Source organism: Bradyrhizobium iriomotense, from assembly GCF_018129405.1.
Classification (GTDB): Bacteria; Pseudomonadota; Alphaproteobacteria; order Rhizobiales; family Xanthobacteraceae; genus Bradyrhizobium; species Bradyrhizobium iriomotense_B.
The window spans coordinates 16,617-42,954 of sequence record NZ_JAFCLP010000015.1; the positions used below are offsets into that span (position 1 = coordinate 16,617).

The following is a 26,338-nucleotide window of genomic DNA, read 5'->3' on the forward strand; positions in this document are numbered from 1 at the left end:
TCCGCAAGAAAGAGAAATCTGAAATGCTCGTCGAATCCGAACATCTCAAGCAGGCGCCGGCCGCCGAACCCGGCGATCGTGAGCGCATCATTCGCGCCGTGCTCGACGAGGTCAGACCTAATCTCAAGCGGGACGGTGGTGATTGCGAGCTGCTCGAGATCGACGGCAACAAGATCATGGTCAGGCTCACCGGGGCCTGCGTGTTCTGCAAGCTCGCGAGCGCGACGCTGGAGGGCATCCAGGCTCGCCTGATCGAACGGCTCGGCGAGTTTGTCCGTCTGATTCCCGTTGCCGGAGCGGCCAAGCCCCGTCACTGAGCAGGCCCCGACACCGAGAGAGGGATTCCGTGCGGCCGATCTACCTCGACAACAACGCGACGACCCGCACGGACCCATCCGTCGTCGCGGCGATGCTGCCGTTCTTCTCCGAGCAGTTCGGCAATGCGTCCTCAGTGCATGTTTTCGGCAGTGACGTCGCGCAGGCGGTGAGGGAGGCGCGGCGCAGCGTACAGGGCCTGATCGGCGCAGCGTTCGATCACGAGATTGTCTTCACCTCGGGCGGCACAGAATCCGACAACGCTGCGATCCTGTCGGCGCTCGCCGTGCAGGAGGGGCGCGACGAGCTCGTCACCACCGCGGTGGAGCATCCTGCCGTGCTGTCGCTGGTCGAGGATCTCGCCCGCCGCGGCATCAAGAGCCATCTCATCCCAGTGGATACACGTGGCCGCCTGGACATCGACGCCTTTCGGCGTGCGCTCGGCCCGCGCACCGCGATCGCGTCCGTGATGTGGGCCAACAACGAGACCGGCACGGTCTTCCCGGTCGAGTTCCTGGCCAAGATGGCCCGTTCAGCCGGCGCACTGTTTCACACCGATGCGGTGCAGGCCGTCGGACGGATTCCGATCGACCTCAACGCCACCGAGATCGACATGCTCTCGCTCTCCGGCCACAAACTGCACGGTCCCAAGGGGATCGGCGCGCTTTATGTGCGCAAGGGCACGAAATTCAAGCCGCTGATCCTGGGCGGCCCGCAGGAACGTCGCCGCCGCGCCGGCACCGAGAACGTTCCCGGCATCGTCGGTCTCGGCAAGGCAGCCGAGCTCGCCGCGGCGCAACTGGAGCAGGAGCGAACTGGGGTCGCTACGCTACGCGACCGGATGGAGCAGGGGATCCTTCAGCTCGGCCACTGCATGGTGCTCGGCGACGTCAAGAGCCGGCTGCCGAATACGTCGAACATCGCGTTCGAGCACATCGAGGGCGAGGCGATCATCCACCATCTGAACCGCGCCGGCATTGCTGCCTCGTTGGGATCGGCCTGCGCTTCCGGATCGATGGAGCCATCGCATGTGCTGCGCGCAATGAACGTGCCGCCGCAAGCGCTGCGCGGCGCGATCCGCTTCTCGCTGTCCCGCGAAACCACGGAAGACGAGATCGACCGCGTCCTGCACGTGCTGCCGGATATCCTATCGAAACTGAGAGCATTGTCTCCTTCGTGGCAAGAGCGCGCGAGCGACACCTCTCTTACCGAGGAGCTCAGCTCATGAAAGTCATGATTCGTCGTTCGCCGGAGACCGGCCTGTCGATCTATGTGCCGAAGAAGGATCTCGAGGAGCCGATCGTCGAATCCGAGCATGAGACGCTGTGGGGCGGCTGGATCAAGATCGCCAATGGCTGGGTGCTCGACTTGCCGCAGATGGCCGCCGATACCAACCTGCCGATCACCATCAACGCCAGGAAGCGCGGCGGAGAGGGAGACGAGTGATGAACGCACCGGTTCCGCAGATCGACTTTGCCAACCCCGCAGATGCCGAAGCCATCCTTGGCGGCGTTGTCGCGCGGCTGCGCCGTGGCGACGTGATTCCCTATCTCGGGCCAGGTGTCGCCGAACTCGCCGTGCCTTCCGTGCCGATGAACCCGGAAGCGCTCGCGGCATATTTCGGCACCAAGGTCGCGTTGCCGCGCCGTGCCCGCGGCAATGCCTGGGCCTCTGCGCAGCACATCGAAAGCACCAGGCACCGAGCCACCGTGACGGCGCTGATGGCGGATGCGTTTGCCAGTCCGGTGGCACCGACGGCGCTGCATCGCCATCTCGCCACCATGCCGCTGCCGCTGATCGTCGACAGCTGGTACGACGGCGCGATGCGAAGTGCACTCGCGGAGCGCGGCGATTGGGGCGAGATCCAGGGCATCACCCGCGCCGGCATCGGCGAGGACCGCTGGTACCGGTTCTACGCTGCCGCCGGCCAGGAGGTTGACCGCACGCAGGCCAGGGACTGGACCACGATCCTCTACAAGCCTCACGGCAGCGTTGCGCCGGCGAAGAACTTTCTGATCTCCGATGCCGACTATGTCGAGGTGCTGACCGAGATCGACATCCAGACGCCGATTCCGGACGAGGTGAAGGCGCGGCGCACGGGCCGCAGCTTCCTGTTCCTCGGCTGTCGCTTCAACGACCAACTGCTGCGCACCTATGCGCGACAGGTCTCGAAGCGATCGACCGACACCCACTATGCCGTTGTCGAGCCCGACGCGCTGTCGAAGAACGAGCTGCGCTTCCTGGTGAGCCAGGGCCTGACTCCACTTGCAATCCCGCTTGTGCGCGCAATCGAGATCGTGCTGGCGGGCTGAATCCTCCATCGAGTCGTCGATCTGACGATCTCCGCGCGAATGGTCTTCGCGCGGAGATCGCGCGTGCATCGACGCATCTCATCGACGATGTCGCGTCTGTCACCTTTCCAACATGCGTTGACAACCCGACACTCTTCCGTGAGTGCGCTAACCCCTTGAAGCAAGCGAAGAAAGTCGCGGGCGCGGCGATGGCATGCGGGTTGCTAATACCTTTCTAGAACGACTCTTAGGACGCTTCTCGAAATCCGAGCCCCGCAAAATCTGTTCGGCTTGCAAGGAGAACTGAGCACATGGACGTTTCAGCGCAACACGACGCGAGCAGCAGCGGCAATGTCGACGACGTCGGCGAGATCATGCAGGCCATCGCCGAGCACAAAGGCTGCGGTACGACGGGCGGCAGTGGCAAGGCAAGCTGCGGATCGCAGGCCGGCCAGGGTGACCTGCCGACCGAGATCTGGGAGAAGGTAAAGAACCATCCCTGCTACAGTGAGGAGGCGCATCATCACTACGCGCGTATGCATGTTGCGGTCGCGCCGGCCTGCAACATCCAGTGCAACTACTGCAATCGGAAATACGACTGCGCCAATGAATCGCGCCCCGGCGTGGTCAGCGAGAAGCTGACGCCCGAGCAGGCCGCCAAGAAGGTTTTGGCTGTGGCCTCCACCATCCCGCAGATGACCGTGCTCGGCATTGCCGGCCCCGGCGATCCACTTGCCAACCCGGAGAAGACGTTCAAGACCTTCGAGCTGATCAGCCAGACCGCGCCGGACATCAAGCTCTGCCTGTCGACCAACGGGCTCGCTCTGCCAGACCACATCGACGCGATCGCAAAATTCAACGTCGATCACGTCACGATCACGATCAACATGGTCGATCCGGAGATCGGCGCAAAAATCTATCCCTGGATCTTCTACAAGCACAAACGCTACACCGGCTACGAGGCCGCCAAGATCCTCACCGATCGGCAGCTCCAGGGCCTCGAGATGCTCACCGAGCGCGGCATCCTCTGCAAGATCAACTCGGTGATGATCCCGGGGATCAACGACCAGCATCTGGTCGAGGTCAACAGAGCCGTGAAGTCGCGCGGGGCCTTCCTGCACAACATCATGCCGCTGATCTCCTCGCCCGAGCACGGCACGGTATTTGGTCTGAACGGCCAGCGTGGCCCCACGGCGCAGGAGCTGAAGGCGCTGCAGGATTCCTGCGAAGGCGAGATGAATATGATGCGGCACTGCCGCCAATGTCGCGCCGACGCGGTCGGCCTGCTCGGAGAAGACCGCAGCGCAGAGTTCACCACCGAAAAGATCATGGCGATGGAGGTGAAATACGACGCCGATACCCGCAAGGCTTATCAGGAAAAGGTCGAGGAGGAGCGGGTCGCCAAGGTCGCGGCCAAGCAGGAGGAACTCGCCGAGCTCGCGGGTGCATCCAGCGATATCAAGGTGCTGGCCGCGGTTGCGACCAAGGGTTCCGGCCTGATCAACGAGCATTTCGGCCATGCCAAGGAGTTCCAGGTCTACGAGCTCTCCACCGCAGGTGCGAAATTCGTCGGTCATCGCCGCGTCGACCTCTATTGCCAGGGCGGCTATGGCGAGGAGGACAGCCTGGAGACCATCATCCGCGCCATCAACGACTGCCACGCGGTGTTCGTGGCCAAGATCGGCGGCTGCCCGAAGGGCGACCTGATCAAGGCCGGCATCGAGCCGGTCGATCAATACGCCCACGAGTTCATCGAGAAGTCCGCGATCGCATGGTTCAAGGCCTATCTCGACAAGGTCAACAGCGGCGAGATCGAGCACGTTGAGCGCGGCGATGCCGCCATCCGCCAGGGTGCGCTGATTTCGGCAGCTTGAGGAGAGACTGATGCCGTTCAAGATCATCGCCTCGCAGTGCACGAGCTGCTCGGCCTGCGAGCCGGAATGCCCGAACGTCGCCATCCGCGAGAAGGGCGGGACGTTCGTGATCGATCCGAAGAAGTGTACCGAGTGCATCGGCCATTTCGACGAGCCGCAATGCGTGGCGGTATGCCCGGTCGACAATACCTGCGTCATCGATACGTCACTGCCGCGCTACCAGGCGCCTGCTTGAGGGGGATGGGATGAATTTCACGATCACACCGGCGGCGCAGAAATTCATGCGCATGATGCTCCGCGTGGATGGTGCTGCGGGAAGCGGCTTCCGCCTCGCAGTCAGCCCGGGTGGCTGCTCGGGCCTCGCCGCCGACATCCACGTGCTCGCCGAGCCCCGGGCCGGCGATGCCGTGGTCGAGCGCGACGGCGTCAAGCTGTTCCTGCCGGCTGAAAGCCGGCTGCTGCTCGACGGCGTGACCATCGATTTCGCGGATACGCCGACCCAGACGGGGCTCGTGTTCCACGATCCGAAGCAGGTTTCCTGCGGCCACCATTGAACAGACGCAAATGATGCCCGACACGTTCGTCAGCCCGCAGGTCGAGATCAACGAGGCGCTCGTCACCAGCGCCTTGCTCGGCCGCGGGCTGCCGAGCGAGGCCGAACACCATTTGTGGGAGGCGGGTCTGTCCTATCACCTGGACGACATCGCGGAGCGCCATCTGCGTGAAGCCGAGGCACTCGCCCCCGGCCACGCCGCGGTGCTGATCGGCCTCTATCGGTTCTATTTCTACAAGGGACGTCTCGCCGAGGCACTCGATGTCGCCCGGCGTTGTCTGCTCAAGGCGGCTCAGGAGAACAACCTTCCTGCCGATTGGCGCTGCGTGCGGGCGGGCGACGCCGAGTTCGGCCGCTATGAAAATATCCTCGCGCGCTTCTTCCTGTTCTCGCTGAAGGGCTACGCCTATCTGCAGATGCGCCTGGGGCAGACCGAAGAAGGGCGGATCGCGGTCCGGAAGCTGCTCGAACTCGATCCCACCGACAAGATCGGTGCCAAGGTCCTCCTGGGCGTGCTCGACCGGATGGGGCAGGACGATGAATGACGACATCGACGAAGCCCTCGACTGGCAGGGCAACCAGGTCGACTGCGCCGGATGCGCGCATCTGGCGCTGAACGGTACCGGCGGCTGCCGGATCAGGCACGCCTGTGTCAACGATCGCTATGCCCGCCGGATCGACCGCTTCTTCAACTGGAATCCCGGTCTCGCCGACGGCTACCTCGGCCATCCGCATTTCGAGGTGCGCGCGATCGCGGCAAAATTCGCCAATCTGTTCCTGCTTCCGCCGCTGCTCGACGACGCCGATGAGACCGTGCGCTGGAACGCGGTTCGCCGTTTGCCCAAGCGCTACGCGCTGCAACTGCGCAAGGATCCGCATCGCGAGGTCAGGATGCGGGTGGCCACCCTGATCGAGGGCGACGTGCTGCTGCCGATGGCCTCCGACGAGGACTACTATGTCCGCCTCGTCGTCGCGCGCAGGCTGGCGCCGCTGTTGCTCGGCCGGATGATCAATGACGAAGAGACGGAAGTCCGCCGCGTCGTGGCCCGGCGTGTTCCGGACGAATGGCTGCTCGGCATGATCGACGACCGCGACGCGGCCGTGCGGCTGGAGGTCGCGCAGCGCTTGTCGCCTGAGCTTTTGGCGCTCATGCGCCGCGATCCGGACTGGCGCATCCGCTACGAGGTCGCGAGCCGCGTAGCGGCCGGCGAGCTCACGGGGCTTGTCGAGGATCAGGACAGTCTGGTGCGCGAGGTTGCGCGATCACGCATCGCTGTGCGGATCGAACGAGGAACGGGGACATCCGCATGAGCAACATCGTCCGTGACAGCGACGTCGTCGAACTGACGGCACCGCCGTTCTTCTCCTTCGGCGAGAAGGTGCGGGCCAAGCGCACCATCCGCAATGACGGCACCTATGCCGGCAAGGAGATTGGTGACGTCCTCGCCAAGAAGGGCGAGATCGGCTACGTGGTCTCGATCGGCACGTTCCTGCAGCAATTCTACATCTATGGCGTCGAATTCCTCGAAAGCGGAAATCGCGTCGGGATGAAGCGCAAGGAGCTCGATCCCGTCACCCCGCGCGATGCGGTCGAGGATATTCCGCTGCCGGAGGCTGCATCATGATGATCGAACCCAAATTGCCGAAATATCAATGGGGCCAGCGCGTGAAGGCGGCGGTGGACCTGCACAATGACGGCTCGTTTCCCGATGCGCCGGCCGAGGGTCTGCTCGTCGGCGTCGGCCACACCGGGGAGATCGTGCAAGTCGGCCGGCATACCGACGCCAATCTGCCGATCTATCTCGTCGAGTTCGGCGAGCGGCTGGTGGTCGGCTGCCTCGAAGAAGAAATCAGTCCGCTGTAGGGATGCCACAATGAATGCTGCAGTCCTCAGACGAACCGATGCCGCTGTGCCGGCACATCCGAACGAGCTCGATTGCAGGCGAATCGAGCGCGCGTTGAGGTCGCGGCAGCGTTATCGCTACGTTTCGCCGAACGTCGCGGGTGTCGCCGGCGGCTATCTGATCCAGAGCCCCTGCTGCTCGCGGAACATCGACGCCGAGGGGGGCGTGATCGAAATCGCGCTGCTGCACTACGATGGCGCGAGCGCAACCTGGCATCTGCTCCGCAAGGATCACGAACGGGGCGTCTGGATGCTGCACTCGACACACCAGCGGCTGAACTCGGTGACGGAGGTGCTGAACGCCGATCCCGAACGCGTGTTCTGGCAGTAGGGGGAGCGGGATGGCTTTGGCAGCGCACGAACTGACCGAGATCGAGCAGGCGCTCGCCGCACCGGATGCGGCGCCACAGGTCTTCTCGACCCTTCGTCGGAGGTTTCCACATCTCGCCTGGATCCGCTGCGACGCCTCCGACGTGACGGAGACGCCATTCCGCAGCCTTGGGGCGTTCGACCTGCATCTGCTCGACAGCGCCGATCACTGCGCGCAGATCACCGACGATCCGGCGCGCGCGACCGGCATCGTGCTGGCAAAGCGGGCGGTCAAGTCATGACGGAACCGGCTCTCGTTTATGACGACGTTGCGGAGGCCGCCGAGGCGCCGGTCGAAGCCGGCCATGACTTCATTCCGCTGTCCGACCCCGATATTACGCTGGCCGAGATCGGGGCGGTGGATGCCGTCCTGCGCTCGCCGCGGCTCTCCAATGGCCCGCTTACCGAAGCGTTCGAGGAGGCTTTCGCCGCCTATGTCGGCCGCGCCTATGCGGTCGCAGTACCGAGCGGCACCATCGGCCTTCTGCTCGCCCTGAAAGCCTACGGCATCGGCGCCGGCGACGAGGTCATCGCCTCAGCCTACTCGTTTCGCGAGACCGCGCATGCGATCAGCCTTACCGGCGCACGGCCGGTGTTTGCCGATATCGATTATTGGTCGGGCAACCTGGCGCCAGTGAAGGTGGAGGAGCGCATCACGCGGACGACGCGGGCGATCCTCGCCGGCAATACCAATGGCCATCCGGCACCCTGGTCGGAGCTCCGCGACATCGCGACCCGGCACGGTCTCGTCCTGCTGGAGGATTCCACCGAGGCGATCGGCTCGCGCTACAAGGGCTCCCTGGTCGGTAGTTTCGGCGACGTCGCCGTATTCGATTTCGCGCAGCCGTCGCTGCTGACTTGCGGTGAAGGCGGTATGGTCGTTACCGACGACATCGACCTTGCCGTGACGTTGCGGCGTCACCGCGCGCACCGGCTGAGCGAACGCTCCTCGGTCGTGGTCGGCTCGGCGGCGCCCTACCAGGCCGGGATCAGCGATCTCGCGGCCGCGCTCGGGCTGGCACAGCTGAAGCGCATCGACGAGATCATCGAACGCCGCCGGCTGGTCGAGCAGCTCTATGCGACGCATGTGCAGTCCTTCGAGGGCATCAAGCCGCCCTATATCGCGCCCGATGTGACCGAGGTGAACTGGTTCCTCTATCTCGTGCATCTCGGCACCCGCTTCACCCGGTCGAGCCGGGATGCCATCGCCGAGGACCTCCGGGTCGAGCAGGTCGAGGCCGCGGCCTACAGCCATCCGCTGCATTTGCAGCGGCATTATTTCGACCTCGGCTATCGCCGCGGCGATCTCCTGGTGACCGAGAAGATCGCGGACCGAGCGGTCGCGTTGCCGTTCCACACCCATCTGACCGACGGTGAGATCGAATTCATCGTCGAGACCATGAAAGACGCCTCGATCAATGTGGGCGCAGGCGCGGCGATCTACTGAACCACAGACACGCACAACAGAGAGGATGAAGATCATGACCACACTGACCGTCATGCCTGAAGGCAGGACCATCGAGGTTACGGAAGGCACGACGCTGCTCGCCGCGCTGCTAGGCGCCGAGATCGCGATACTCCACAAGTGCGAAGGCCAGGCCAAATGCGGCTCATGCCATATCTTCGTGCAGGAGGGGCGCAAAGGCCTGTCGAAGATCGCAAAGCTCGAGAACGAGAAGCTCGATTCGATCGTTGGCGTCGGCTCGAAATCGCGGCTCGCCTGCCAGGCCACCGTGCTCGGCACCGAAGACGTCAAGATCGAGCTGCTCGGCTTCTCGTCGGGTCTGTGAGCGCGGGAGCGGGACGATGGACACGCAGAACGTCATTCTTCACGTGCGCTTTGCGCCGAACGGCACCGTGGTCGAGATCAGCGAGCGGCCGGAGGGCCTCACGCCTCAGGCCTGGTTCAACTTCCTCAGCGACAAGGCCGGCGACGTCTACCAGGCGCTCGCGGGCGGGCGGGGCGTGTTCCGGCTGACGCGCGATGAGCTGACGGCGCTGAAGCAGGCGGCCACACCGGCGGCGGCCTGACCCGCGGGAGGAGTGCCCCATGGGCCCGGAAGAGATTGACGTCTTCGTCATCTGCGCGAGCGACGAGATCGAGCGCGGCGGCGCGAGGGCCTTCAGCCTGTCTCGATTTGATGCGTCCGGCGAGAGCCGGCCGTTCCCGATCGTCGTGATCCGGACCCACGACAACACCTATGTCGGTTATGTCAATGCCTGCCCGCATGACGGGGTCTGGCTCAATATTGGCAGCGGCGAGTTCTTCACGCAGGACCGCGCGTTCCTGAAATGCGGCCGCCACGGCGCCACGTTCGAGATCGACAGCGGGCTCTGCATCGATGGACCCTGCAACGGCAGGAATCTCCAGCCGATCGCGCTGGCCGTGATCGACGGCGAGGTCTGCCTGTGCGGCGAGCGGCTGGTCGAGGACGACCGCCCGTTCAATGCTTTCGACGATCATGACGAGACCATGGAAATCATGATCCATCCGGATTAGCGGGGGGACCGGTTGTGACCGTTGCGCAACTGCTCGATCGACTGAAAGGATTGCCGGACGATGCTGTGGTGCTGATGGACAGCGGCGACGGACTTTCGCGCGTATCCACGCTGGAATTTGTCGCCGATCAAGGCCCAGGGGCGCCGGCGGAGGTTATCCTGTCGCCGAGCATGGACGAGTAGGCGCGCGCAGCGGAAGGCATCGGCATGAGCGATACGGCGGTGACTGTTTCAATGTTCGAGCGGATCGGCGGTCCTGTTGTCATCGACCGCCTGGTGGAAAGCTTTTATCGCCGGATGGACGAGGCTCCCGAAGCCACCGGCATTCGCGCCATGCATGCGGACGACCTGACATCAACCAAGCAGGTGCTGAAGCGCTACCTCACCGAATGGACCGGCGGCCCAAAGCTCTATTCGCCGGAGAAGGGCCATCCGCGGCTGCGCCAGCGTCACATCGGCTTCCCGATCGGCAGCGCCGAGCGCGACGCGTGGCTGCTCTGCATGCGCGGTGCGCTGGCGGAGACGGTTGCCGACGAATCGGCGCGCGGGGAGCTCGATGCCGCACTCACCAAGCTCGCGGATTGGATGCGCAACCAGGCCGGAAATCCGCACGACGCGCGCGGCGGGCCAGCCTGAAAGGGGCGCAGCGTCAGTCCGACAGCGGCAGTCCAAAAAACTCTTCCTCGGCGCCGCCCCAGGCCTTGTGCAACGCAAGGCCGCTCTGCCACTTGCCCATCTCGGTTTCGGTCGCCGCCCGGTGCGTGATCTTTCCCTCGGGCCGCTCGGCCAGCAGGAAGGTCTTGCCATTGCGGATGAAGCGATTGAGGTCCTTGGTGTCGGTTGGCCGCACGACGCAGCGCGGCGCGTCGTCGATGAGGATGGTTGTCGGCAGCATCTCGCGGGGCTCCCTCAATCCAGCGGCGGTCCGAGATCGTCGTCGGCCTTCTTCTTTTTCTTCTTCTCGGTCTTCGCCTGGGCATAGGCGCCGGCGTTCTTCAGCTGGATCGGTTTCTGCCCTTCGACATATTGCGAGATCCAGAACAGGGTCCGTTCCAGTGCCGTCGCCGCCGCGTCCTCGCGATAGTTGCCGCGCTCGTCGCAGCCAAAACCCTGGGTGGCTTCGGGATATGTGAAGGCGCTGACGTCGGGACGCCAGGCGCGGAATTGCGTGATGGCCTCCGGCGGCAGCTCCGGGTCGCTCTCGCCGAAATGCAGGAGCGTCGGCACCTTGCGTTTTTCGCGATAGTCGGCGACGGTCCCGTGGCCGTCGTAGCCGATTACGCAGGCGATGCCGCTGACCTTGTTGGCCGCGGTGTAGGCGAGGTCGCCGCCCCAGCAATAGCCGACGACCGCGACCTTGCCGGCGCTCTTCACCGCGTCGACGGTCGTCTGGATGTCGGAGATCGCCTGCTCGTTGCCGATCTGCGCGCTGATGGCTGCGCCCTCGGCCTTGCCGCCCTCATCGTGACCGAGACTGACGCCCGGCTTCACCCGATCGAACAGGGATGGCGCGATCGCGACATAGCCTTTGGCCGCGAAAGCATCGGCGACCTTGCAGATCTCGGGCGTGACGCCGAAAACGTCCTGGAGGACCACAACGGCGCCCTTGGGTGTGTCCGCGGGCTCGGCACGATAGGCGGAGAAACTCGCTCCGTCGCTGGCGGTCAGTTCGATCATTGCATCCTCTCCTCTCCGGTGGCCTCTGGTTGTTTCCTAGAGCAGGCCGAGCTCGAGCTTGACGTCGTCGGTCATCCGCGATGTGTCCCACGGCGGATCGAACACCAGCCGCACCGCGACCTTCTCGACGCCGCCGACCTCGCTCACCGCCTTCTCCACCCAGGACAGCATCTCGCCGGCGACCGGGCAGCCCGGCGCGGTCAGCGTCATGTCGATCTCGACAAGGCCGCCGTCCTTCGGCTCGATCCGGTAGATCAGGCCGAGGTCGTAGATGTTCACGGGGATTTCGGGATCGTGAACGGTACGCAGCGCGGCGATGATGCCGGCAGTCAGCGCCTCGTTGTCGGCAAGCTCTATGGTCGTCATCGCCACCTCACTGGAGCCCCTCGGCGAGCGCCGCAACGACCGGCCAGCCGACCGCGCCCGTGGGGTCAAGCCGACGCAGGGCGGCGAGCAGTTCGTGGGCCTGCTTCTGTTCGTCCTTGCGCAGATGAATGAACGCGAGCGCCTTCAACGTATAAAGCGCGAAGCGGCCGGCGCCGTCGGGCAGCTCGGCCTGCGGTTGCCAGCTTCGCCAATCGGAGCTCCAGCCGGCCTGATGCGCGGCCTCCCGCAAGCCGCGCTCGGCGATGTTCTGGGCCTCGTCGAGACGGCCGCGATAGGTGTGGGTCTTGTAGAGGCAGAAATAGACCGCAAGCTCCGTTGGCGCCGCATCCAGGGCCTGGCGGAAGATGCGATCGGCTTCGAGCGGGTCGCGCCGATAGCTGACCACACCCTGCTGCAGCAGCGAGTCGATTTCGGGCGCGAGCTCACCGAAATTGATGCCGTCGGAATCGACGAGAACGGCCGTCATGCGCCGCTCGCCGTCGTCGGGATGCGGCGTCGAGCGTCGAGGCCGCTGGAATTTGTGTGGGACAATTTCAGTTCCTCGTCTTGCGTATCGGAACACGGGCGTACCCCTACGAAGCAAAAGCCGGGCCGGACGAGAAACGCTGCGAAAGCGCTTCGATTCGAGGTGCCGCGAGGCATCGCCGTCGCGTCCGGGGCGAGGTGATCCGCGTTCGTCACGTCATCGACATGGACACGCGCGGCGTTGTCGGAAGTCGGACATGACGTTGGCGCCAAGCAGGCAAGTCCCTATGAAAGCAGGGGTTCCGGAACTGGTTTGGCGCTTGCATGGAGCCGTCCCGGAGCAGGAGTGTGCGACATGGCGATGGCGGGACCGGACATTGAACAATTGATCAGGGAAGCGTTTCCGGACGCCGATGTGATCGTGACCGACCTTGCCGGCGACGGCGATCACTACGGCGCACGCGTGGTCTCGCAGGCGTTTGCCGGCAAGAGCCGAATTCAGCAGCACCAGATGGTCTATGCCGCCCTGAAGGGACGAATGGGCGGTGCGCTGCATGCGCTCGCGCTCGAAACGGCGGTGCCGACATGAATAGGAAAGGATGAAGGCATGAGTGAACCGACCGAACGACGCATCAAGGACATTATCACGGGCAGCGACGTCGTGCTGTTCATGAAGGGTGTTCCGGCCGCGCCACAATGCGGCTTCTCCGGAACTGTTGTGCAGATCCTGACCGGTCTCGGCGTGCCCTTTACGGGCATCAACGTGCTCGCCGATCCTGACATTCGCGAGGGCATCAAGTCGTTCTCGAACTGGCCGACCATTCCCCAACTCTACGTCAAGGGAGAGTTCCTCGGCGGCTGCGACATCGTGCGCGAGATGTTTAAGCTGGGCGAGTTAGCTGCGGTGCTGAATGACAAGGGCGTTGCGGTGGCGGTGTCATGAGCGACGGAATGACCGAAGAGTTCGAGCTGCCGCAGCTTTATCGCCATCACGTCTTCGCCTGCCACACCCAGCGCCCGCCGGGCCACCCGCGTGGCAGCTGCGGCGCGGCCGGCGGCGGCCCGTTGTGGGAGCGGCTCGGCAAGGCGATCGAGACGAAAGGACTCACCGACATCGGTTTCACCGCATCCGGCTGTCTCGGTTTCTGCGGAGCGGGTCCGTTGATGGTCGTCTATCCCGACGGTGTCTGGTACCGGCCGACCACGCCCGAAGACATCGACGGGATCGTCGAGGAGCACCTGCAGCAGGGCCGTCGCGTCGATCGCCTGGTCATGGTGCTCGCGCGGAGCTGAGCTTCACGACTCCGCGCAACGCGGCATCGCCTCCGGCCGCGTGCAGCCCTGGAGGTCGCCTCGCGCGCCGCCGAGCAGCGACGGAACCGGCTCACGGTCGAAGCCGGCGCATCTTGTGCCATCGGCTTCGATCAGCGGACGCCGGATCAGCAAGGGATCGTCGAGCATCAACGCGATCGCTCCCGCCGCGTCGATCTCCGCCGGCTTTACTTCGCCGGATTTGATCCGCGGCGCGACCGGGTTGAACCAGGACGCGGTAGGTGTCGCACCGAAGAAGGCGAGCAGACGCTCTGCGGTCCAGGGCTCGGCCAGCAGGCTCTTCGCGATCACCTGATGGCCGGCCGCTGCCAATGCGCGGATCTGCCGGGCGTTGGTTCCGCAGCCGGGCTTCTGGTAGAACAGGACTGTCGCCACGTCCGGGCTCCTATTTCATCATGCCGAGCTGGATCAGCGGCGCGGCGCCGCCGCGGCCGAGGATGGTGTCGACCTTCTTGCGGACGCCTTCCAGCGTCAGCGGTTTCACCACCGCGCCGTGGGCGCCGGCCTTCATGGCTTCGACCGCGGTAGTCTCGTCGGACTTGTCGGTGACGACGAGAATGCGCACGCCCGGAAATCTGGTGCCGAGCTCGCCGATCAGGGCAGAGCCGCGCGCCTTCAGGAAGGAGACCCCGAGCAGCACGACGTCCGGCTTCAGCCAGTCGACGCCCTTGGCATAGGCTTCTTCCGGCGTGGCGAGCTCGTGGGTCTCGATCTCGTCATGCAGCATGAACTGGAGCGCCGCGCGGGTGATCTCGTCCTCGTCGACCACGAACACGCGCCGCTGGTCGACGGCCTTGGCTGTCTCGACACCGATCTGCATCTGTCGTTCTCCTCACATCGCTTCGAAAGAGAGTTAGCAATTTCCATTCCGCATCCGCGCAGCGGCAATCGCGGTGCATTTGCACCGCTTATCGCTGCGATCGTTGTCCGGTTCCTGACAGTGGCCCTACCTCTGTAGGGTTCGACACAGCTTCTGTCGGTCGCCCGCGTCGAAATATTTCCCGAGCGCGATCAGCGCTTTAGTGCGCGCGCAGCGAATGGCACGCCAGTTGCTATTTGGATGCAGCAACGACGAGTGAGGGCTGAGAGCACGCCGACGCCGCTGGCGAGCGATGTTCTCCTTCCCGAACCCCGCGGGCCCACGCTTCTGAGAGAGAAGCAATCTCGCGCGAGAAGCGCGGAGTCATTGGCAATCGGTTGATGGAGAGCAACATGTCTTCACTGAGACAAATCGCGTTTTACGGCAAGGGTGGTATCGGCAAATCGACGACGTCGCAGAACACGCTCGCGGCGCTTGCCGAGATGGGTCACAAGATCCTGATCGTCGGCTGCGATCCCAAGGCGGACTCGACCCGCCTGATCCTGCATGCCAAGGCACAGGACACCATTTTGAGCCTGGCGGCCAACGCCGGCAGCGTCGAGGACCTCGAGATCGAGGACGTCATGAAGGTCGGCTACCAGAACATCCGCTGCGTCGAGTCCGGTGGTCCGGAGCCGGGCGTCGGCTGCGCCGGCCGCGGCGTCATCACCTCGATCAACTTCCTGGAGGAGAACGGCGCCTATGAGGACATCGACTACGTGTCCTACGACGTGCTCGGCGACGTCGTCTGCGGCGGCTTTGCGATGCCGATCCGCGAGAACAAGGCGCAGGAAATCTACATCGTGATGTCCGGCGAGATGATGGCGATGTATGCCGCCAACAACATCTCCAAGGGCATTCTGAAATACGCCAATTCCGGCGGCGTCCGCCTCGGCGGCCTGGTCTGCAACGAGCGCCAGACCGACAAGGAGCTGGAGCTGGCGGAAGCGCTGGCCAAGAAGCTCGGTACCCAGCTCATCTACTTCGTGCCGCGCGACAACATCGTGCAGCACGCGGAGCTGCGCCGCATGACGGTGCTGGAATATGCACCGGAATCCAAGCAGGCGGATCACTATCGCAACCTCGCGAACAAGATCCACAACAACGGCGGCAAGGGCATCATCCCGACCCCGATCAGCATGGACGAGCTCGAGGACATGCTGATGGAGCACGGCATCATGAAGGCGGTCGACGAAAGTCAGATCGGCAAGACCGCGGCCGAGCTCGCCACGGCCTGACCAGGTTGCCGGCCTCCCTGCTCCCCGGGGAGGCCGGCACTTCTCGATGACCCCAGCGGCATAACCGACGGAGCCTTCCGTGACTGCGGCGCGAGCGAGTACGATCGAAGCGACGATGCACCTCCCGGTAGGGCTCGAAGTCGATCGGCCGCATGCCGGAATTGAGTTTTACCGCCTGCTGACGGGCTGCGATCCGGCGGAAGCCGATATCAGCGCCGACGATAATTTCGACCGCCACGTGTTGGCCTCGATCCTGGCCGCAGCCGTGATGGATGGGGGCTCGATTGCGGAGCGCGCCGGCCTCTCCGCGCAGGAGCTCAACGACCTGCTCACCGGCTGTTTCCCGTCGGCCATGGTCCGCGCCTTCGCGTGGATACCAAAATCGATCTCCGAGATCGACGACGAGACGATCATGGTGCGCGATCTCCTGCTCGCGCAGCGTTCGACCGAAGGAGATGTCGGCCATTGGCTGGCGGCGATGGTGGCGCGGCGCGCGATGGAGCCGAACCATCTCTGGGAGGATCTCGGCTTGCGCGAGCGGGCGGAACTATCGCGCCTCCTGATGCGTCATTTCGCGCCCCTGGCGGCTCGCAACACCAGGAATATGCGCTGGAAGCGCTTCTTTTATCGCATGCTCTGCGAGGATGACGGCTTCGTGATGTGCACGACCCCGGTCTGCACGCAATGCAACGATTTCGACCTCTGCTTCGGCGAGGAGAGCGGCGAGAGCCGCATGGCCGAGCGCCGGCGGGAATTTTTGCGCGGCGGTGATGATCATGCCGATGCCGGTGGCAGGTCAGTGTGAGATGATCATGGACGTTTCCGCTCAAATGTCTTTCCTCGACGCGGCGGATCTGTCGCCGTCGACCTGCGATGAGATCGGCGAGGACAGAGCCGTCACGTCGCGTCGCCTGCGCGATGTGGGCCTGCGGCCAACGCGTCAGCGCGTGTTGCTGGGAGAATTGCTGTTCGGCCAGGGTGACCGGCATGTCACTGCCGAGATGCTCTTTGCCGAAGCGACGGCAGCCAATATCCAGCTCTCATTGGCGACGGTCTACAACACGCTGAACCAATTCACCCAGGCCGGACTGCTGCGCCGCATCGGGCCGGATGGCTCACGCTCGTTCTTCGACACCAACACGACGGTCCATCCGCATTTCTATCTTCACGGCGAGGACAGGTTGATCGACGTGCCGGAGACGCTCGTTCTCGAGCAGGTGCCCGAGCCTTTGGCGGGCCACGAGATCTCGCGGCTCGACATCATCATCCATATCCGCCGCAAGCCTGCCGACATCTGACACGCCCGTCTGACGCTGTCGCATTTGCGACAAAGCCGGCGGGCGCCGATAAGCCCATCAATTTCAGATGCTTGGCGGTCGTTCTGTAGATGGCACGGGGGTTGCTGAACTCCTGATCGGAATGAATGATTGGAGTACGCGGATGGCGCTTTCCGGCCCAACGACCCGATCGGACGGGGTTCAGCCCCGACCCATCGTCCTCAACGACACCACATTGCGCGATGGCGAACAGGCGCCCGGCGTTGCTTTTACCACCGCCGAAAAAGTCTCGATTGCCCGTGCGCTGGCCTCCGCCGGCGTCACCGAGATCGAAGCCGGCACCCCTGCGATGGGTCATGATGAGGTGAGCGCGATCCGCGCCATCGTCGAGGCCGACCTGCCGGCAACCGCGATCGGCTGGTGCCGGATGCGGACCGCGGACGTCGATGCCGCCATCGAGGCCGGCGTCTCCATGGTGAATGTGTCGATTCCTTCATCCGACGTGCAGATTGCCGCCAAGCTCGGCGGCGGCCGGCCAGCGGCGCTGGAACAGGTGAAGCGGGTGGTCGGCTATGCCCGCGACAGAGGCCTCGATGTCGCGGTCGGCGGTGAGGATTCCTCGCGCGCCGACGTCGATTTCCTGGTCGAGCTGATCGCAGCCGCAAAAGCCGCGGGCGCGCGCCGCTTCCGCATCGCCGATACGCTGAGTGTGTTGGATCCGGACGCCGCCTTTGCGCTGATCGCCGCGCTACGAGCCACGACCGACCTCGAGCTCGAATTTCACGGCCATGACGATCTCGGTCTGGCGACCGCCAACACGCTCGCCGCAATCAAGGCCGGCGCGACCCATGCGTCCGTTACCGTGATCGGTCTCGGTGAGCGGGCCGGCAATGCTCCGCTGGAGGAGGTCGCGGTCGCGCTGAAACAGCTCTACGGTCGTGATACCGGCGTGGTTCTGTCCGAATTGGAGAATGTCGCGGCCGTGGTTGCAGCCGCAGCCGCGCGCGCGATCCCGCTCAACAAGGCAATCGTCGGCGAGCACGTCTTCACCCACGAATCCGGCATTCACGTCGACGGTCTCCTGAAGGACCAGCGCACCTATCAGGCGCTGGATCCGCGACTGCTCGGCCGATCCAACCGCATCGTGATCGGTAAGCATTCGGGGCTTGCCGCGATCACCGCGCTGCTGGGCGAACTCCAGTTGTCCGTCAGCACGGAAGAAGCAAAGTCCGTTCTCGCCCGAGTCCGCCAGCATGCCGTCGAGCACAAGGGCGCGGTTGCGCACGAGACGGTGGCGGCGATCTGGCGCGAGGTGCGTGATCGCTCGCTTCTCAATTGCGCGTGAGGGTATCATGGCCTGTGTCGTCGACATTCCGCTCGCTGAACCGTCCCCTCCCGGACCGGCAAAGCCGTCCTTGCTGAAGCTGCTCCGCGAGGACATCGGCTGCGTGCGTCAGCGCGATCCCGCCGCGCGCAGCCAGCTTGAGACGCTCCTGACCTATCCCGGCATCCATGCCGTGATCTGGTATCGCATCGCCAATCGGCTGTGGACTGGCGGCTGGCGCTTTCCGGCGCGGCTCCTGTCCTGGTTCGGGCGCTTCGCGAGCAATGTCGACATCCATCCCGGCGCGCGCATCGGCCGGCGCTTCTTCATCGACCATGGCGCCTGCGTCGTCATCGGCGAGACCGCGGAGCTCGGTGACGACGTCACGCTCTATCACGGCGTCACGCTCGGCGGCACGTCGTGGTCTCCCGGCAAGCGCCATCCGACGCTCGAAGATCGCGTCGTGGTCGGGGCGGGCGCGAAGATCCTCGGGCCGATCACGGTCGGCGCCGGATCGCGCGTCGGAGCCAATTCAGTGGTGATCGATAGCACCCCGCCCGACGTCACCGTGGTCGGAATCCCCGCACGCGTGGTGCGGCCACAGCTCAGTCATCGCCGCGTGGTCGGCAAGATCGACCTCGATCATCATCTCATGCCCGATCCCGTCGGCGACGCCATCGAAGTGCTGCTCGACCGCGTCGAGTTCCTGGAGGCGCGATTGACCCACATGCAGAGGCGCGTCAAGGACACCGGCGCGCCCGCGATGCAGAGCACGACCGGTATGGCGCCGCAGAGTCTGATGGAGACCGACAATGGCTGATGGAATCCTCGCGCAACTCAACAAGGCCTCGGCGGCCGAAGAGTTCTTCACGCTGCTCGGCGTCGATTACGACCCGGGGATCGTCAACGTGGCGCGGCTGCACATTCTGCGGCGCATGGGGCAATATCTTGCCGCAGAGGACTTTGCCGGCGCGACCGACGAGACCGTGGCGGAACGGTGCAAGACCGTGCTGGAACGGGCCTATGCGGACTTCGTTGCATCCTCGCCGATCGACCAGCGTGTTTTCAAGGTCCTGAAGGACGCCGTCGCCCCGCAGCCGAAGCAGACACCGACATTGGTGCAGATTGGAACGCTGAAATGAATCCGCGCTCTGTCGCATTTGCGACGCGTGTCGCAGCGGCGTTGTCGGCTCCACTGCCTGAAGCGGATGCAAGCGATACCGTCGCTCTTCTAAGTCTCTGTATCGACGTCTGATTTCCATCCTTCGCGCAGTTGGTACGACACTTGCTGTTTGTCCTGTGAACCAAGTCTGAAGACGAGTCCTGGAGAAGCGCATGCACATCGTCGTCTGCATCAAGCAGGTCCCTGACTCCGCGCAGATTCGCGTGCATCCCGTGACCAACACCATCATGCGTCAGGGGGTGCCGACCATCATCAACCCCTACGATCTGTTTGCGCTGGAAGCCGCACTCGAGCTGCGCGACCAGTTCGGCGGCGAAGTCACGGTGCTGACCATGGGACCGCCCTCGGCCGAGGACAGTCTTCGCAAGGTGCTGACCTTCGGCGCCGACCGCGCCGTGCTGCTGACCGACCGCTTCTTTGCCGGCGCCGATACGCTCGCCACAACCTATGCGCTGGCCACCGCTATCCGCAAGATCTCGACCGAGTTCGGCGCGCCAGATCTCGTCTTCACCGGCAAGCAGACCATCGACGGCGATACCGCGCAAGTCGGTCCCGGCATCGCCAAGCGGCTCGGCCTGTTGCAGCTCACCTACGTCGCCAAGATCAGCGCGCTGGACCTTCAGGCCCGTACCATCGACGCAGAACGGCGCTCGGAAGGCGGCGTGCAGATCCTGCGTACCAAGCTGCCGTGCCTCGTTACCATGCTGGAGGCGACCAACCAGATCCGCCGCGGTGCGATGGCCGACGCCTTGCGCGCCGCACGTGCGCCGATCGTGAAATGGAGCGCGCAGGATGCTGGCGTCGAGGACATCTCGAAGTGCGGCCTACGCGGCTCGCCCACCATCGTCAAGCGGGTGTTCGCGCCGGCCGCGCGCAGTGAGAAGGCCGAGCTAATCGAAGGCGGCGAGCAGCCGGCGGAGGCGGTGATCGACGCCATCTTCAAGCGCCAGCCGGGGCTCGAGACCGAGCTCGCGGCGTTGGCGCGCGGCTATTGAGGCGAGGGGAGCAAGCATCATGAGCACCGCACCGAAAACCACAGCTCCCGCTGCCGGCCGCGCTGCGACCAAGAAGGAGCTACCCGAGCACTTCAAGGCCTACAAGCACGTCTGGGTCTTTATCGAACAGGAGCGCGGCCAGGTTCATCCCGTCTCCTGGGAGCTGATGGGCGCCGGCCGCAAGCTCGCCGACAAGCTCAAGGTCGATCTCGCCGCCGTCGTGGTCGGGCCGGAAGGCGAGGCGACACAGAGCGCCGCCGCGGAGTCGTTCTGCTATGGCGCCGATCTCGTCTACATGATCGCCGACAATCTGCTCGCCGACTATCGCAACGAGTCCTACACCAAGGCGCTGACCGACGTCGTCAATACCTACAAGCCCGAAATCCTGCTGCTCGGCGCCACGACGCTTGGCCGCGATCTCGCGGGCTCCGTGGCGACGACCTTGCTCACCGGCCTTACCGCCGACTGCACCGAGCTTGACGTCGATGCCGACGGCTCGCTCGCCGCGACGCGCCCGACCTTCGGCGGCTCGCTGCTCTGCACGATCTATACGCTTAACTACCGGCCGCAGATGGCGACGGTGCGCCCGCGCGTGATGCCGATGCCGGAACGCAGCGCGCGCCCCGTCGGCCGCGTCGTCAGCCATCCGCTCGGACTCGTCGAGGACGACATCGTGACGAAGGTGCTGTCATTCCTTCCCGATCGCGATTCCGCGAAATCTAATCTGGCTTATGCCGATGTCGTCGTCGCAGGCGGCCTTGGGCTCGGATCGCCGGAGAACTTCCAGCTGGTGCGCCAACTCGCCACCGTGCTCGGCGCCGAATATGGCTGCTCGCGGCCGCTGGTGCAGAAGGGCTGGGTCACCTCCGACCGGCAGATCGGCCAGACCGGCAAGACCATCCGGCCCAAGCTCTACATCGCTGCGGGCATTTCCGGCGCGATCCAGCATCGCGTCGGCGTCGAAGGCGCCGATCTGATCGTCGCCATCAACGCCGACAGGAACGCGCCGATCTTCGATTTCGCGCATATGGGCATCGTCGCCGACGCAATCCGGTTGCTTCCGGCCCTGACCGCGGCGTTCCGCGCCCGGCTGTCACCGCATTCCCGCGACCGGATCGCGAGCTAGGATAAGGAGAGGCGCCATGATCGAGGAGAAATTCGATGCCATCGTCGTCGGCGCCGGCATGGCCGGCAATGCCGCGGCGCTTACGCTCGCCCAGCGCGGCCTGAAGGTGCTCCAGCTCGAGCGCGGCGAATATTCCGGCTCGAAGAACGTGCAGGGCGCAATTCTCTATGCCGACATGCTGGAGAAGCTGATCCCCGATTTCCGCGAGGACGCGCCGCTGGAGCGGCACCTGGTCGAGCAGCGCTTCTGGATGATGGACGACCGCTCGCATACGGGGCTGCACTATCGTTCCGACGATTTCAACGAGGAGAAGCCGAATCGCTACACCATTATCCGCGCCCAGTTCGACAAATGGTTCTCGCAGAAGGTCCGCGAGGCCGGGGCCACCGTGCTGTGCGAGACGACGGTGACGGAGCTGGCGCAGGACGCTTATGGCAAGGTGATCGGCGTGCGCACCGACCGTGCGGACGGCGAGATTCACGCCGACGTCGTCGTGCTGGCTGAAGGCGTCAACGGCTTGCTCGGCACGCGGGCCGGCCTGCGCAAGCGACCGACGCCGGACAAGGTGGCGCTCGCCGTGAAGGAGATGCATTTCCTGCCGCGCGAAACCATCGAAGCCCGCTTCAATCTCAAGGGCGACGAAGGCATGGTTATCGAGGCCGCCGGCACCATCTCCCGCGGCATGACCGGCATGGGCTTCATCTACGCCAATAAGGAATGCATCTCGCTCGGCATCGGCTGCCTCGTCGCAGACTTCCAGCGCACCGGCGAGACGCCGTATGGCTTGCTCGATCGCTTCAAGCGGCACCCCTCGGTCGCCCCGCTGATCGAGGGCTCCGAGGTGAAGGAATATGCCGCGCATCTCATTCCCGAAGGCGGCTTCAAGGCCATTCCGCAGCTCTACGGCGAAGGCTGGGTCGTGGTCGGCGACGCCGCCCAGCTCAACAATGCCATCCATCGCGAAGGCTCGAATCTGGCGATGACCTCGGGCCGGATCGCGGCGGAGGCGATCTTCCAGGTGAAGTCGCGCAAGGATCCGATGACGGCGGAGAATCTGTCGCTCTACAAGACCATGCTGGACCAGTCCTTCGTCATCAAGGACCTGAAGAAGTACAAGGACATGCCTGCGCTGATGCACACCCAGTCGCAGAACTTCTTCCTGACCTATCCGGAGCTCGTCTCGAAGGCGATGCAGAATTTCCTGCGCGTCGACGGTACGCCAAAGGTCGAGAAGGAAAAGACGACGTTCAAATCGTTCATCAAGGCGCGCTCCTGGAGCGGGCTGTTCGGCGACGCCTTCCGCCTCGCGCGCGCCTGGCGATGAGACAAGGAAACGCAACACTAGCGATGGAGACCCAAACCATGTCGATCGAGCCATCCGTACGTGTCGAGGACAAGCTGTTCTACAACCGTTATCTGGTCGATGCCGGGCGGGCCCACATCAAGGTGCGGCCGCATACGACGCCGTCGCCGGAGCTTCTCAGCATGCTGAAGGCCTGCCCGGCACGCTGCTACGAGCTCAACGACAAGGGCCAGGTCGAGATCACCGTCGACGGCTGCATCGAGTGCGGCACCTGCCGCGTGATCTGCGAGGGGAGCGGCGACATCGAGTGGAGCTATCCGCGCGGTGGTTACGGTGTGTTGTTCAAGTTCGGCTGATCCATGAAGCTCAGCGCCCGCAACATTCTCCCGGGGCGGATCATCGCCGTCACCAAGGGGACGACGACAGCCCATGTGAAGATCGAACTCGCCCCGGGCTTGGTCGTATTTTCCGCGATCACCAACGAGGCCGTGGACGACCTTGCCCTGAAGGTGGGCGACGTCGTCTCGGCCGTGATCAAGTCATCCGACGTGATGATCGGTAAGTAACGCCGCGGGTGCATCGGCGGCCAGGCGTGCCGCGCGTGCACGCTTCATGCGCGATGACAGGTCCTGCCACCAGCCCTCGATCGCGCTTCGTTCGCACAAGAGGCTGGTGCCGATACCGCCGGTAAAATCGTTCCAGGCGTCCAGGCATTTTTCCGGCACCGCCGTCAGCACGGGGATACCGGCGGCGATGGCGTCGGCCAGTTCGTCGCGGAGGCCTTCGCCGGCCGCTTCCTGCTTGGAGAACTTGTTGATCACGACGAGATCGACATCCGCCGCGATCGCGCGTGTGACGGCGACCGCCGCTTCGGCCAATCCCGCAGCGTCGAGCTTGCAGGCCATCGCGCCCGAGCCGAGCGGCTGGCAGATCGAGATCTCGCGGCCGGTCATGAGGTCGACCGCCTGCATGCCGACCTGACAGCCGGCGCCGTCCTTGATGTTGCGCTGGACGACTCCGCCGATCCGTTCGCCCGATCGCGTCAGTGTCTCGGCGAAGTCGGCGAGCAAGGTATCGACGTCGTCCTGCGAGCGGTAAAGGATTGCGGCGACGCGGTTCGGGTCGATGTCGTGGAAGTCGATCGGCATGGAAGTCATCCTCGTCCGGTTTCCTACGCTCTTCCGTCGTGGCGAGCAATCTCCGTACCGATCGCGGTTCCCGGCTGGCGGTATCGGACGGAGGCTATGCAGCGGGCCGGAGCCGACGACGCGGCCTTGCTCCATCAGCACCAGATGATCGGCAAAGCGCTCGATCTCAGCCATGTCGTGGCTGATATGGAGCACCGGCAGCGACAGGCGGCCGTGCAGCCGCTCGAGGAACGGCAAAATCTCGTTCTTGGTGGCGCGGTCGAGCGCGGCGAGCGGCTCGTCCATCAGCAGCAGTTTCGGCTGTGACAGCAGCGCGCGGCCGATCGCAACGCGCTGCCGCTCGCCGCCGGAGAGGCGGTGCGGCGAGCGATCGAGCAGGGCGGCAAGGCCGAGCAGGTCCACGACCTCGTCGAAGGCAATCTGCGCGCCCACGGCCTTCGGCGCACCGAACAGCAGATTGCGACGGACCGAGAGATGCGGAAACAGGCTGGCTTCCTGGAACACGTAGCCGATCGGCCGCCGGTGCACGGGTAGGAACGAATGATGGTTCTGCCAGATTTCACCATCCACTGCGCAAAAGCCGTCGGCCATGCGCTGCAGGCCGGCGATGCAGCGCGCTACCGTGGTCTTGCCGCAGCCGGAAGGGCCGAAGATCGCGGTAACGCCGGTAGCGGGCAGGCTGAGTTCGGCATCGAGCATGAAATTGCCGAGCCTGCCGCGGAAGGCCGCGTTGATGCGACCGGGTTCGGCCGTCCTCATGCCGCAGCCCTCGCAGCGCGCTTGTCGACCAGCGTCATGGTCAGGATCACGGCGAAGGCGAAGATCACCATGAAGCCTGCAAGAATGCTCGCCTCGCGCCAGCGGGAGGTCTCGACATAGTCGAAGATCGCGACCGACAGCACCTTGGTGCGGCCGGGAATGTTGCCGCCGATCATCAGCACCAGGCCGAACTCGCCGACGGTGTGCGCGAAGCCGAGCACGGCGCCGGTGAGGAAGCCGGGCCTCGCCAGTGGCACCGCGACGGTCCAGAAGGTTCGCCAGGGCGAAGCGCGCAAGGTGGCGGCGACCTCGAGCGGACGCTCCCCCGTGGCGGAGAAGGCGTTCCGGATCGGCTGCACCACGAAGGGCATCGAATACACCACCGAGCCGATGACCAGGCCCTCGAAGGTGAAGGCGAGCGTGCGTCCGCCCCAGAAGCTTGCGATCCATCCGCCCGGTCCGTCGGGGCCGAGCATGACCAGGAGATAGAAGCCGAGCACGGTCGGCGGCAGTACGAGCGGCAGTGCGATGATGCTCGCGGCAATCTCGGTCCACCAGCCCTTGGCGTGCGCCAGCCACCAGGCGAGCGGCGTCGCCAGCACCAGCAGGATCGCGGTCGAGATCGTGGCGAGCTCGACCGTCAGCAAGACCGACTGGCGGATCTCCGGTGACCAGATCTCCATGCGCGTCAGCTCTGCCCGTCCAGCACGTAGCCGTATTTCTCGATGATGACGCGCGCCTCGGGACCCTTGAGGAAGGCGATGAATGCGCCGGCGGCGTCGTTCCCGGCACCCGTCTTGAGCAGCACCGCGTCCTGGCGGATCGGATTATAGAGCGCCTGCGGCACCACCCAGCGCGAGCCGGTATCGCTGCCTGTCAATTGCGACAGCGCGACGAAGCCGACCTCGGCATTGCCGGTCTCGACGAACTGATAGGCCTGGGTGATGGTCGCACCCTCCACCAGCTTCGGCTTCAGGGCGTCGTACAAGTTCAGCGACTTCATGGTTTCCACGGCGGCGAGCCCGTAGGGCGCGGCGGCCGGATTGCAGATCGAGAGCTTTGCGAAGGAGGCCGCCTTCAGCGTCTCCTCGCCCGTGACGATGCCGGGCGACTTGCTCCACAGCACGAGTTTGCCGATTGCGTAAGTGAAGCGGCTGTCCACGACGGCAAGGCCGTCCTCGACGAGCTTCTTCGGTCGTGAATCGTCGGCGGACAGGAAGACCTGGAACGGCGCGCCCTGCGTGATCTGGGTGTAAAACTGTCCGCTAGCGCCGAAGCTCAGCACAGCCTCGTGTCCCGTCTTCTGCTTGAAGAGGGCAGCGATCTCCTTGGCGGCATCGGTGAAGTTGGCGGCCACGGCGACGTTGGTTTGCGCGGCTTGCGCTGGCGCGCATGCGAACAGCAGCCCGGCGACGACGGCAATCGAGTGAAACAGTTTCATGATGAACTCCAGCGGACGGT

Annotated in this window: 42 protein-coding genes and 1 pseudogene; 33 read left to right on the top strand and 10 right to left on the bottom strand. The window is 64.6% G+C overall.

Annotation, left to right across the window (positions count from 1 at the left end):
- Nucleotides 1-23 precede the first annotated feature (23 nt).
- From JQ592_RS26155 to JQ592_RS26245, 19 genes are all read left to right on the top strand, one after another.
- Nucleotides 24-317 (top strand): NifU family protein, encoded by a 294-nt coding sequence (locus JQ592_RS26155; protein ID WP_211405654.1) that lies wholly within the window; start codon nucleotides 24-26, stop codon nucleotides 315-317.
- Between the two features lie 29 nt (nucleotides 318-346).
- Nucleotides 347-1,543, top strand: coding sequence for a cysteine desulfurase NifS (gene nifS, locus JQ592_RS26160; protein WP_211405655.1), 1,197 nt, complete (start codon nucleotides 347-349; stop codon nucleotides 1,541-1,543).
- Complete coding sequence (gene nifT / locus JQ592_RS26165; protein WP_211405656.1) at nucleotides 1,540-1,761, top strand: putative nitrogen fixation protein NifT; 222 nt, start codon at nucleotides 1,540-1,542, stop codon at nucleotides 1,759-1,761. Before nifS ends, nifT begins: the two co-directional genes overlap by 4 nt.
- Nucleotides 1,761-2,627 carry an SIR2 family NAD-dependent protein deacylase gene (locus JQ592_RS26170; protein ID WP_211405657.1) on the top strand — a complete coding sequence of 289 codons (867 nt, stop codon included), beginning with the start codon at nucleotides 1,761-1,763 and terminating at the stop codon, nucleotides 2,625-2,627. The genes nifT and JQ592_RS26170 overlap by 1 nt, the downstream gene beginning before the upstream one ends.
- Before the next feature lie 290 nt (nucleotides 2,628-2,917).
- Nucleotides 2,918-4,480 (top strand): nitrogenase cofactor biosynthesis protein NifB, encoded by a 1,563-nt coding sequence (gene nifB, locus JQ592_RS26175; protein WP_211405658.1) that lies wholly within the window; start codon nucleotides 2,918-2,920, stop codon nucleotides 4,478-4,480.
- A gap of 10 nt (nucleotides 4,481-4,490) precedes the next feature.
- A complete protein-coding gene (locus JQ592_RS26180) occupies nucleotides 4,491-4,715 on the top strand; it encodes a 4Fe-4S binding protein (RefSeq protein WP_080136056.1) in 225 nt (74 codons plus the stop codon).
- Nucleotides 4,716-4,725: 10 nt separating this feature from the next.
- The gene (locus JQ592_RS26185) at nucleotides 4,726-5,034 is read left to right on the top strand and encodes a HesB/IscA family protein (protein WP_211405659.1); all 309 of its coding nucleotides are present in this window, start codon (nucleotides 4,726-4,728) and stop codon (nucleotides 5,032-5,034) included.
- A 13-nt stretch (nucleotides 5,035-5,047) separates the two neighbouring features.
- Complete coding sequence (locus JQ592_RS26190; protein WP_211405660.1) at nucleotides 5,048-5,578, top strand: tetratricopeptide repeat protein; 531 nt, start codon at nucleotides 5,048-5,050, stop codon at nucleotides 5,576-5,578.
- Nucleotides 5,571-6,344, top strand: a complete 774-nt coding sequence (locus JQ592_RS26195) for a 4Fe4S-binding leucine-rich repeat protein (protein ID WP_211405661.1) — start codon at nucleotides 5,571-5,573, stop codon at nucleotides 6,342-6,344. The genes JQ592_RS26190 and JQ592_RS26195 overlap by 8 nt, the downstream gene beginning before the upstream one ends.
- On the top strand, nucleotides 6,341-6,658 hold the full coding sequence (locus JQ592_RS26200) for a nitrogen fixation protein NifZ (RefSeq protein ID WP_211405662.1): 318 nt from the start codon (nucleotides 6,341-6,343) through the stop codon (nucleotides 6,656-6,658). Before JQ592_RS26195 ends, JQ592_RS26200 begins: the two co-directional genes overlap by 4 nt.
- Complete coding sequence (locus JQ592_RS26205; protein WP_100181328.1) at nucleotides 6,658-6,897, top strand: nitrogen fixation protein NifZ; 240 nt, start codon at nucleotides 6,658-6,660, stop codon at nucleotides 6,895-6,897. Before JQ592_RS26200 ends, JQ592_RS26205 begins: the two co-directional genes overlap by 1 nt.
- A gap of 10 nt (nucleotides 6,898-6,907) precedes the next feature.
- A complete protein-coding gene (locus tag JQ592_RS26210; protein WP_211405663.1) occupies nucleotides 6,908-7,267 on the top strand; it encodes a hypothetical protein in 360 nt (119 codons plus the stop codon).
- Between the two features lie 10 nt (nucleotides 7,268-7,277).
- On the top strand, nucleotides 7,278-7,547 hold the full coding sequence (locus JQ592_RS26215) for a hypothetical protein (protein ID WP_211405664.1): 270 nt from the start codon (nucleotides 7,278-7,280) through the stop codon (nucleotides 7,545-7,547).
- Nucleotides 7,544-8,752, top strand: a complete 1,209-nt coding sequence (locus JQ592_RS26220; protein ID WP_211405665.1) for a DegT/DnrJ/EryC1/StrS family aminotransferase — start codon at nucleotides 7,544-7,546, stop codon at nucleotides 8,750-8,752. Before JQ592_RS26215 ends, JQ592_RS26220 begins: the two co-directional genes overlap by 4 nt.
- Before the next feature lie 34 nt (nucleotides 8,753-8,786).
- On the top strand, nucleotides 8,787-9,095 hold the full coding sequence (locus tag JQ592_RS26225) for a 2Fe-2S iron-sulfur cluster-binding protein (RefSeq protein WP_211405666.1): 309 nt from the start codon (nucleotides 8,787-8,789) through the stop codon (nucleotides 9,093-9,095).
- A gap of 16 nt (nucleotides 9,096-9,111) precedes the next feature.
- Nucleotides 9,112-9,336 carry a hypothetical protein gene (locus tag JQ592_RS26230; RefSeq protein WP_211405667.1) on the top strand — a complete coding sequence of 75 codons (225 nt, stop codon included), beginning with the start codon at nucleotides 9,112-9,114 and terminating at the stop codon, nucleotides 9,334-9,336.
- A gap of 19 nt (nucleotides 9,337-9,355) precedes the next feature.
- Nucleotides 9,356-9,805: a Rieske (2Fe-2S) protein gene (locus tag JQ592_RS26235; RefSeq protein WP_211405668.1), complete on the top strand. Its 450-nt coding sequence runs from the start codon at nucleotides 9,356-9,358 to the stop codon at nucleotides 9,803-9,805.
- 14 nt (nucleotides 9,806-9,819) lie between these two features.
- Nucleotides 9,820-9,987, top strand: a complete 168-nt coding sequence (locus JQ592_RS26240) for a hypothetical protein (RefSeq protein WP_211405669.1) — start codon at nucleotides 9,820-9,822, stop codon at nucleotides 9,985-9,987.
- Nucleotides 9,988-10,011: 24 nt separating this feature from the next.
- A complete protein-coding gene (locus tag JQ592_RS26245) occupies nucleotides 10,012-10,440 on the top strand; it encodes a group II truncated hemoglobin (protein ID WP_211405670.1) in 429 nt (142 codons plus the stop codon).
- A gap of 13 nt (nucleotides 10,441-10,453) precedes the next feature.
- On the opposite strand, the gene JQ592_RS26250 is transcribed toward JQ592_RS26245, so the two are convergent.
- Genes JQ592_RS26250 through JQ592_RS26265 form a run of 4 tightly spaced genes read right to left on the bottom strand, consistent with a single transcriptional unit; the run spans nucleotide 10,454 to nucleotide 12,334 of the window.
- Entirely contained in the window at nucleotides 10,454-10,699 is a 246-nt protein-coding gene (locus JQ592_RS26250; RefSeq protein WP_211405671.1) for a hypothetical protein, read from the bottom strand.
- A 14-nt stretch (nucleotides 10,700-10,713) separates the two neighbouring features.
- The gene (locus tag JQ592_RS26255) at nucleotides 10,714-11,481 is read right to left on the bottom strand and encodes a dienelactone hydrolase family protein (protein ID WP_211405672.1); all 768 of its coding nucleotides are present in this window, start codon (nucleotides 11,479-11,481) and stop codon (nucleotides 10,714-10,716) included.
- Nucleotides 11,482-11,517: 36 nt separating this feature from the next.
- Nucleotides 11,518-11,847: a DUF59 domain-containing protein gene (locus tag JQ592_RS26260; RefSeq protein ID WP_211405673.1), complete on the bottom strand. Its 330-nt coding sequence runs from the start codon at nucleotides 11,845-11,847 to the stop codon at nucleotides 11,518-11,520.
- Nucleotides 11,848-11,854: 7 nt separating this feature from the next.
- Entirely contained in the window at nucleotides 11,855-12,334 is a 480-nt protein-coding gene (locus JQ592_RS26265) for a hypothetical protein (protein ID WP_211405674.1), read from the bottom strand.
- Nucleotides 12,335-12,688: 354 nt separating this feature from the next.
- Between JQ592_RS26265 and JQ592_RS26270 the strand changes: the two genes are divergently transcribed.
- Genes JQ592_RS26270 through JQ592_RS26280 form a run of 3 tightly spaced genes read left to right on the top strand, consistent with a single transcriptional unit; the run spans nucleotide 12,689 to nucleotide 13,626 of the window.
- A complete protein-coding gene (locus tag JQ592_RS26270) occupies nucleotides 12,689-12,922 on the top strand; it encodes a BolA family protein (protein ID WP_211405675.1) in 234 nt (77 codons plus the stop codon).
- 18 nt (nucleotides 12,923-12,940) lie between these two features.
- Nucleotides 12,941-13,276, top strand: coding sequence for a Grx4 family monothiol glutaredoxin (gene grxD, locus JQ592_RS26275; RefSeq protein ID WP_211405676.1), 336 nt, complete (start codon nucleotides 12,941-12,943; stop codon nucleotides 13,274-13,276).
- Nucleotides 13,273-13,626: a (2Fe-2S) ferredoxin domain-containing protein gene (locus JQ592_RS26280; RefSeq protein WP_211405677.1), complete on the top strand. Its 354-nt coding sequence runs from the start codon at nucleotides 13,273-13,275 to the stop codon at nucleotides 13,624-13,626. The genes grxD and JQ592_RS26280 overlap by 4 nt, the downstream gene beginning before the upstream one ends.
- 3 nt (nucleotides 13,627-13,629) lie before the next feature.
- On the opposite strand, the gene JQ592_RS26285 is transcribed toward JQ592_RS26280, so the two are convergent.
- Together JQ592_RS26285 and JQ592_RS26290 are read right to left on the bottom strand one after the other, a co-directional pair.
- Nucleotides 13,630-14,040, bottom strand: coding sequence for an ArsC/Spx/MgsR family protein (locus JQ592_RS26285; protein ID WP_211405678.1), 411 nt, complete (start codon nucleotides 14,038-14,040; stop codon nucleotides 13,630-13,632).
- Nucleotides 14,041-14,050: 10 nt separating this feature from the next.
- Nucleotides 14,051-14,485: a response regulator gene (locus tag JQ592_RS26290; RefSeq protein WP_211405679.1), complete on the bottom strand. Its 435-nt coding sequence runs from the start codon at nucleotides 14,483-14,485 to the stop codon at nucleotides 14,051-14,053.
- Between the two features lie 392 nt (nucleotides 14,486-14,877).
- On the opposite strand from JQ592_RS26290, the gene nifH reads away from it, so the two are divergent.
- The 11 genes from nifH to JQ592_RS26345 all read left to right on the top strand — a co-directional run bounded on the left by nifH (nucleotide 14,878) and on the right by JQ592_RS26345 (nucleotide 23,536).
- On the top strand, nucleotides 14,878-15,762 hold the full coding sequence (gene nifH / locus JQ592_RS26295; protein WP_211405680.1) for a nitrogenase iron protein: 885 nt from the start codon (nucleotides 14,878-14,880) through the stop codon (nucleotides 15,760-15,762).
- A 115-nt stretch (nucleotides 15,763-15,877) separates the two neighbouring features.
- Nucleotides 15,878-16,567: a nitrogen fixation protein NifQ gene (locus JQ592_RS26300; RefSeq protein ID WP_211405681.1), complete on the top strand. Its 690-nt coding sequence runs from the start codon at nucleotides 15,878-15,880 to the stop codon at nucleotides 16,565-16,567.
- A 7-nt stretch (nucleotides 16,568-16,574) separates the two neighbouring features.
- On the top strand, nucleotides 16,575-17,060 hold the full coding sequence (irr, locus tag JQ592_RS26305) for a Fur family transcriptional regulator Irr (protein WP_211405682.1): 486 nt from the start codon (nucleotides 16,575-16,577) through the stop codon (nucleotides 17,058-17,060).
- 142 nt (nucleotides 17,061-17,202) lie between these two features.
- Entirely contained in the window at nucleotides 17,203-18,384 is a 1,182-nt protein-coding gene (gene nifV / locus JQ592_RS26310) for a homocitrate synthase (protein ID WP_211405683.1), read from the top strand.
- 7 nt (nucleotides 18,385-18,391) lie between these two features.
- Complete coding sequence (cysE, locus tag JQ592_RS26315) at nucleotides 18,392-19,183, top strand: serine O-acetyltransferase (protein WP_211405684.1); 792 nt, start codon at nucleotides 18,392-18,394, stop codon at nucleotides 19,181-19,183.
- On the top strand, nucleotides 19,176-19,505 hold the full coding sequence (gene nifW / locus JQ592_RS26320) for a nitrogenase stabilizing/protective protein NifW (RefSeq protein WP_211405685.1): 330 nt from the start codon (nucleotides 19,176-19,178) through the stop codon (nucleotides 19,503-19,505). Before cysE ends, nifW begins: the two co-directional genes overlap by 8 nt.
- Before the next feature lie 193 nt (nucleotides 19,506-19,698).
- On the top strand, nucleotides 19,699-20,541 hold the full coding sequence (locus tag JQ592_RS26325) for an electron transfer flavoprotein subunit beta/FixA family protein (protein WP_211405686.1): 843 nt from the start codon (nucleotides 19,699-19,701) through the stop codon (nucleotides 20,539-20,541).
- Nucleotides 20,542-20,560: 19 nt separating this feature from the next.
- On the top strand, nucleotides 20,561-21,667 hold the full coding sequence (locus JQ592_RS26330) for an electron transfer flavoprotein subunit alpha/FixB family protein (protein ID WP_211405687.1): 1,107 nt from the start codon (nucleotides 20,561-20,563) through the stop codon (nucleotides 21,665-21,667).
- A gap of 16 nt (nucleotides 21,668-21,683) precedes the next feature.
- Nucleotides 21,684-22,991 carry an FAD-dependent oxidoreductase gene (locus JQ592_RS26335; RefSeq protein ID WP_211405688.1) on the top strand — a complete coding sequence of 436 codons (1,308 nt, stop codon included), beginning with the start codon at nucleotides 21,684-21,686 and terminating at the stop codon, nucleotides 22,989-22,991.
- Nucleotides 22,992-23,029: 38 nt separating this feature from the next.
- A complete protein-coding gene (locus JQ592_RS26340) occupies nucleotides 23,030-23,326 on the top strand; it encodes a ferredoxin family protein (protein WP_025037776.1) in 297 nt (98 codons plus the stop codon).
- Between the two features lie 3 nt (nucleotides 23,327-23,329).
- Entirely contained in the window at nucleotides 23,330-23,536 is a 207-nt protein-coding gene (locus JQ592_RS26345; RefSeq protein ID WP_211405689.1) for a TOBE domain-containing protein, read from the top strand.
- On the opposite strand, the gene JQ592_RS26350 is transcribed toward JQ592_RS26345, so the two are convergent.
- The 4 genes and pseudogenes from JQ592_RS26350 to modA form a co-directional block, all read right to left on the bottom strand.
- Nucleotides 23,510-24,127: a DUF2478 domain-containing protein gene (locus JQ592_RS26350; RefSeq protein ID WP_349630497.1), complete on the bottom strand. Its 618-nt coding sequence runs from the start codon at nucleotides 24,125-24,127 to the stop codon at nucleotides 23,510-23,512. The two genes, JQ592_RS26345 and JQ592_RS26350, sit on opposite strands and share 27 nt — an antisense overlap.
- Nucleotides 24,128-24,181: 54 nt before the next feature.
- Nucleotides 24,182-24,877, bottom strand: a pseudogene (gene modC, locus JQ592_RS26355) (molybdenum ABC transporter ATP-binding protein); the annotation flags it as partial.
- Nucleotides 24,874-25,560, bottom strand: a complete 687-nt coding sequence (modB, locus tag JQ592_RS26360) for a molybdate ABC transporter permease subunit (protein WP_211405690.1) — start codon at nucleotides 25,558-25,560, stop codon at nucleotides 24,874-24,876. The pseudogene modC and the gene modB, both read right to left, overlap by 4 nt.
- Nucleotides 25,561-25,565: 5 nt before the next feature.
- Nucleotides 25,566-26,318 carry a molybdate ABC transporter substrate-binding protein gene (gene modA / locus JQ592_RS26365; protein WP_211405691.1) on the bottom strand — a complete coding sequence of 251 codons (753 nt, stop codon included), beginning with the start codon at nucleotides 26,316-26,318 and terminating at the stop codon, nucleotides 25,566-25,568.
- Between the last annotated feature and the right edge of the window lie 20 nt (nucleotides 26,319-26,338).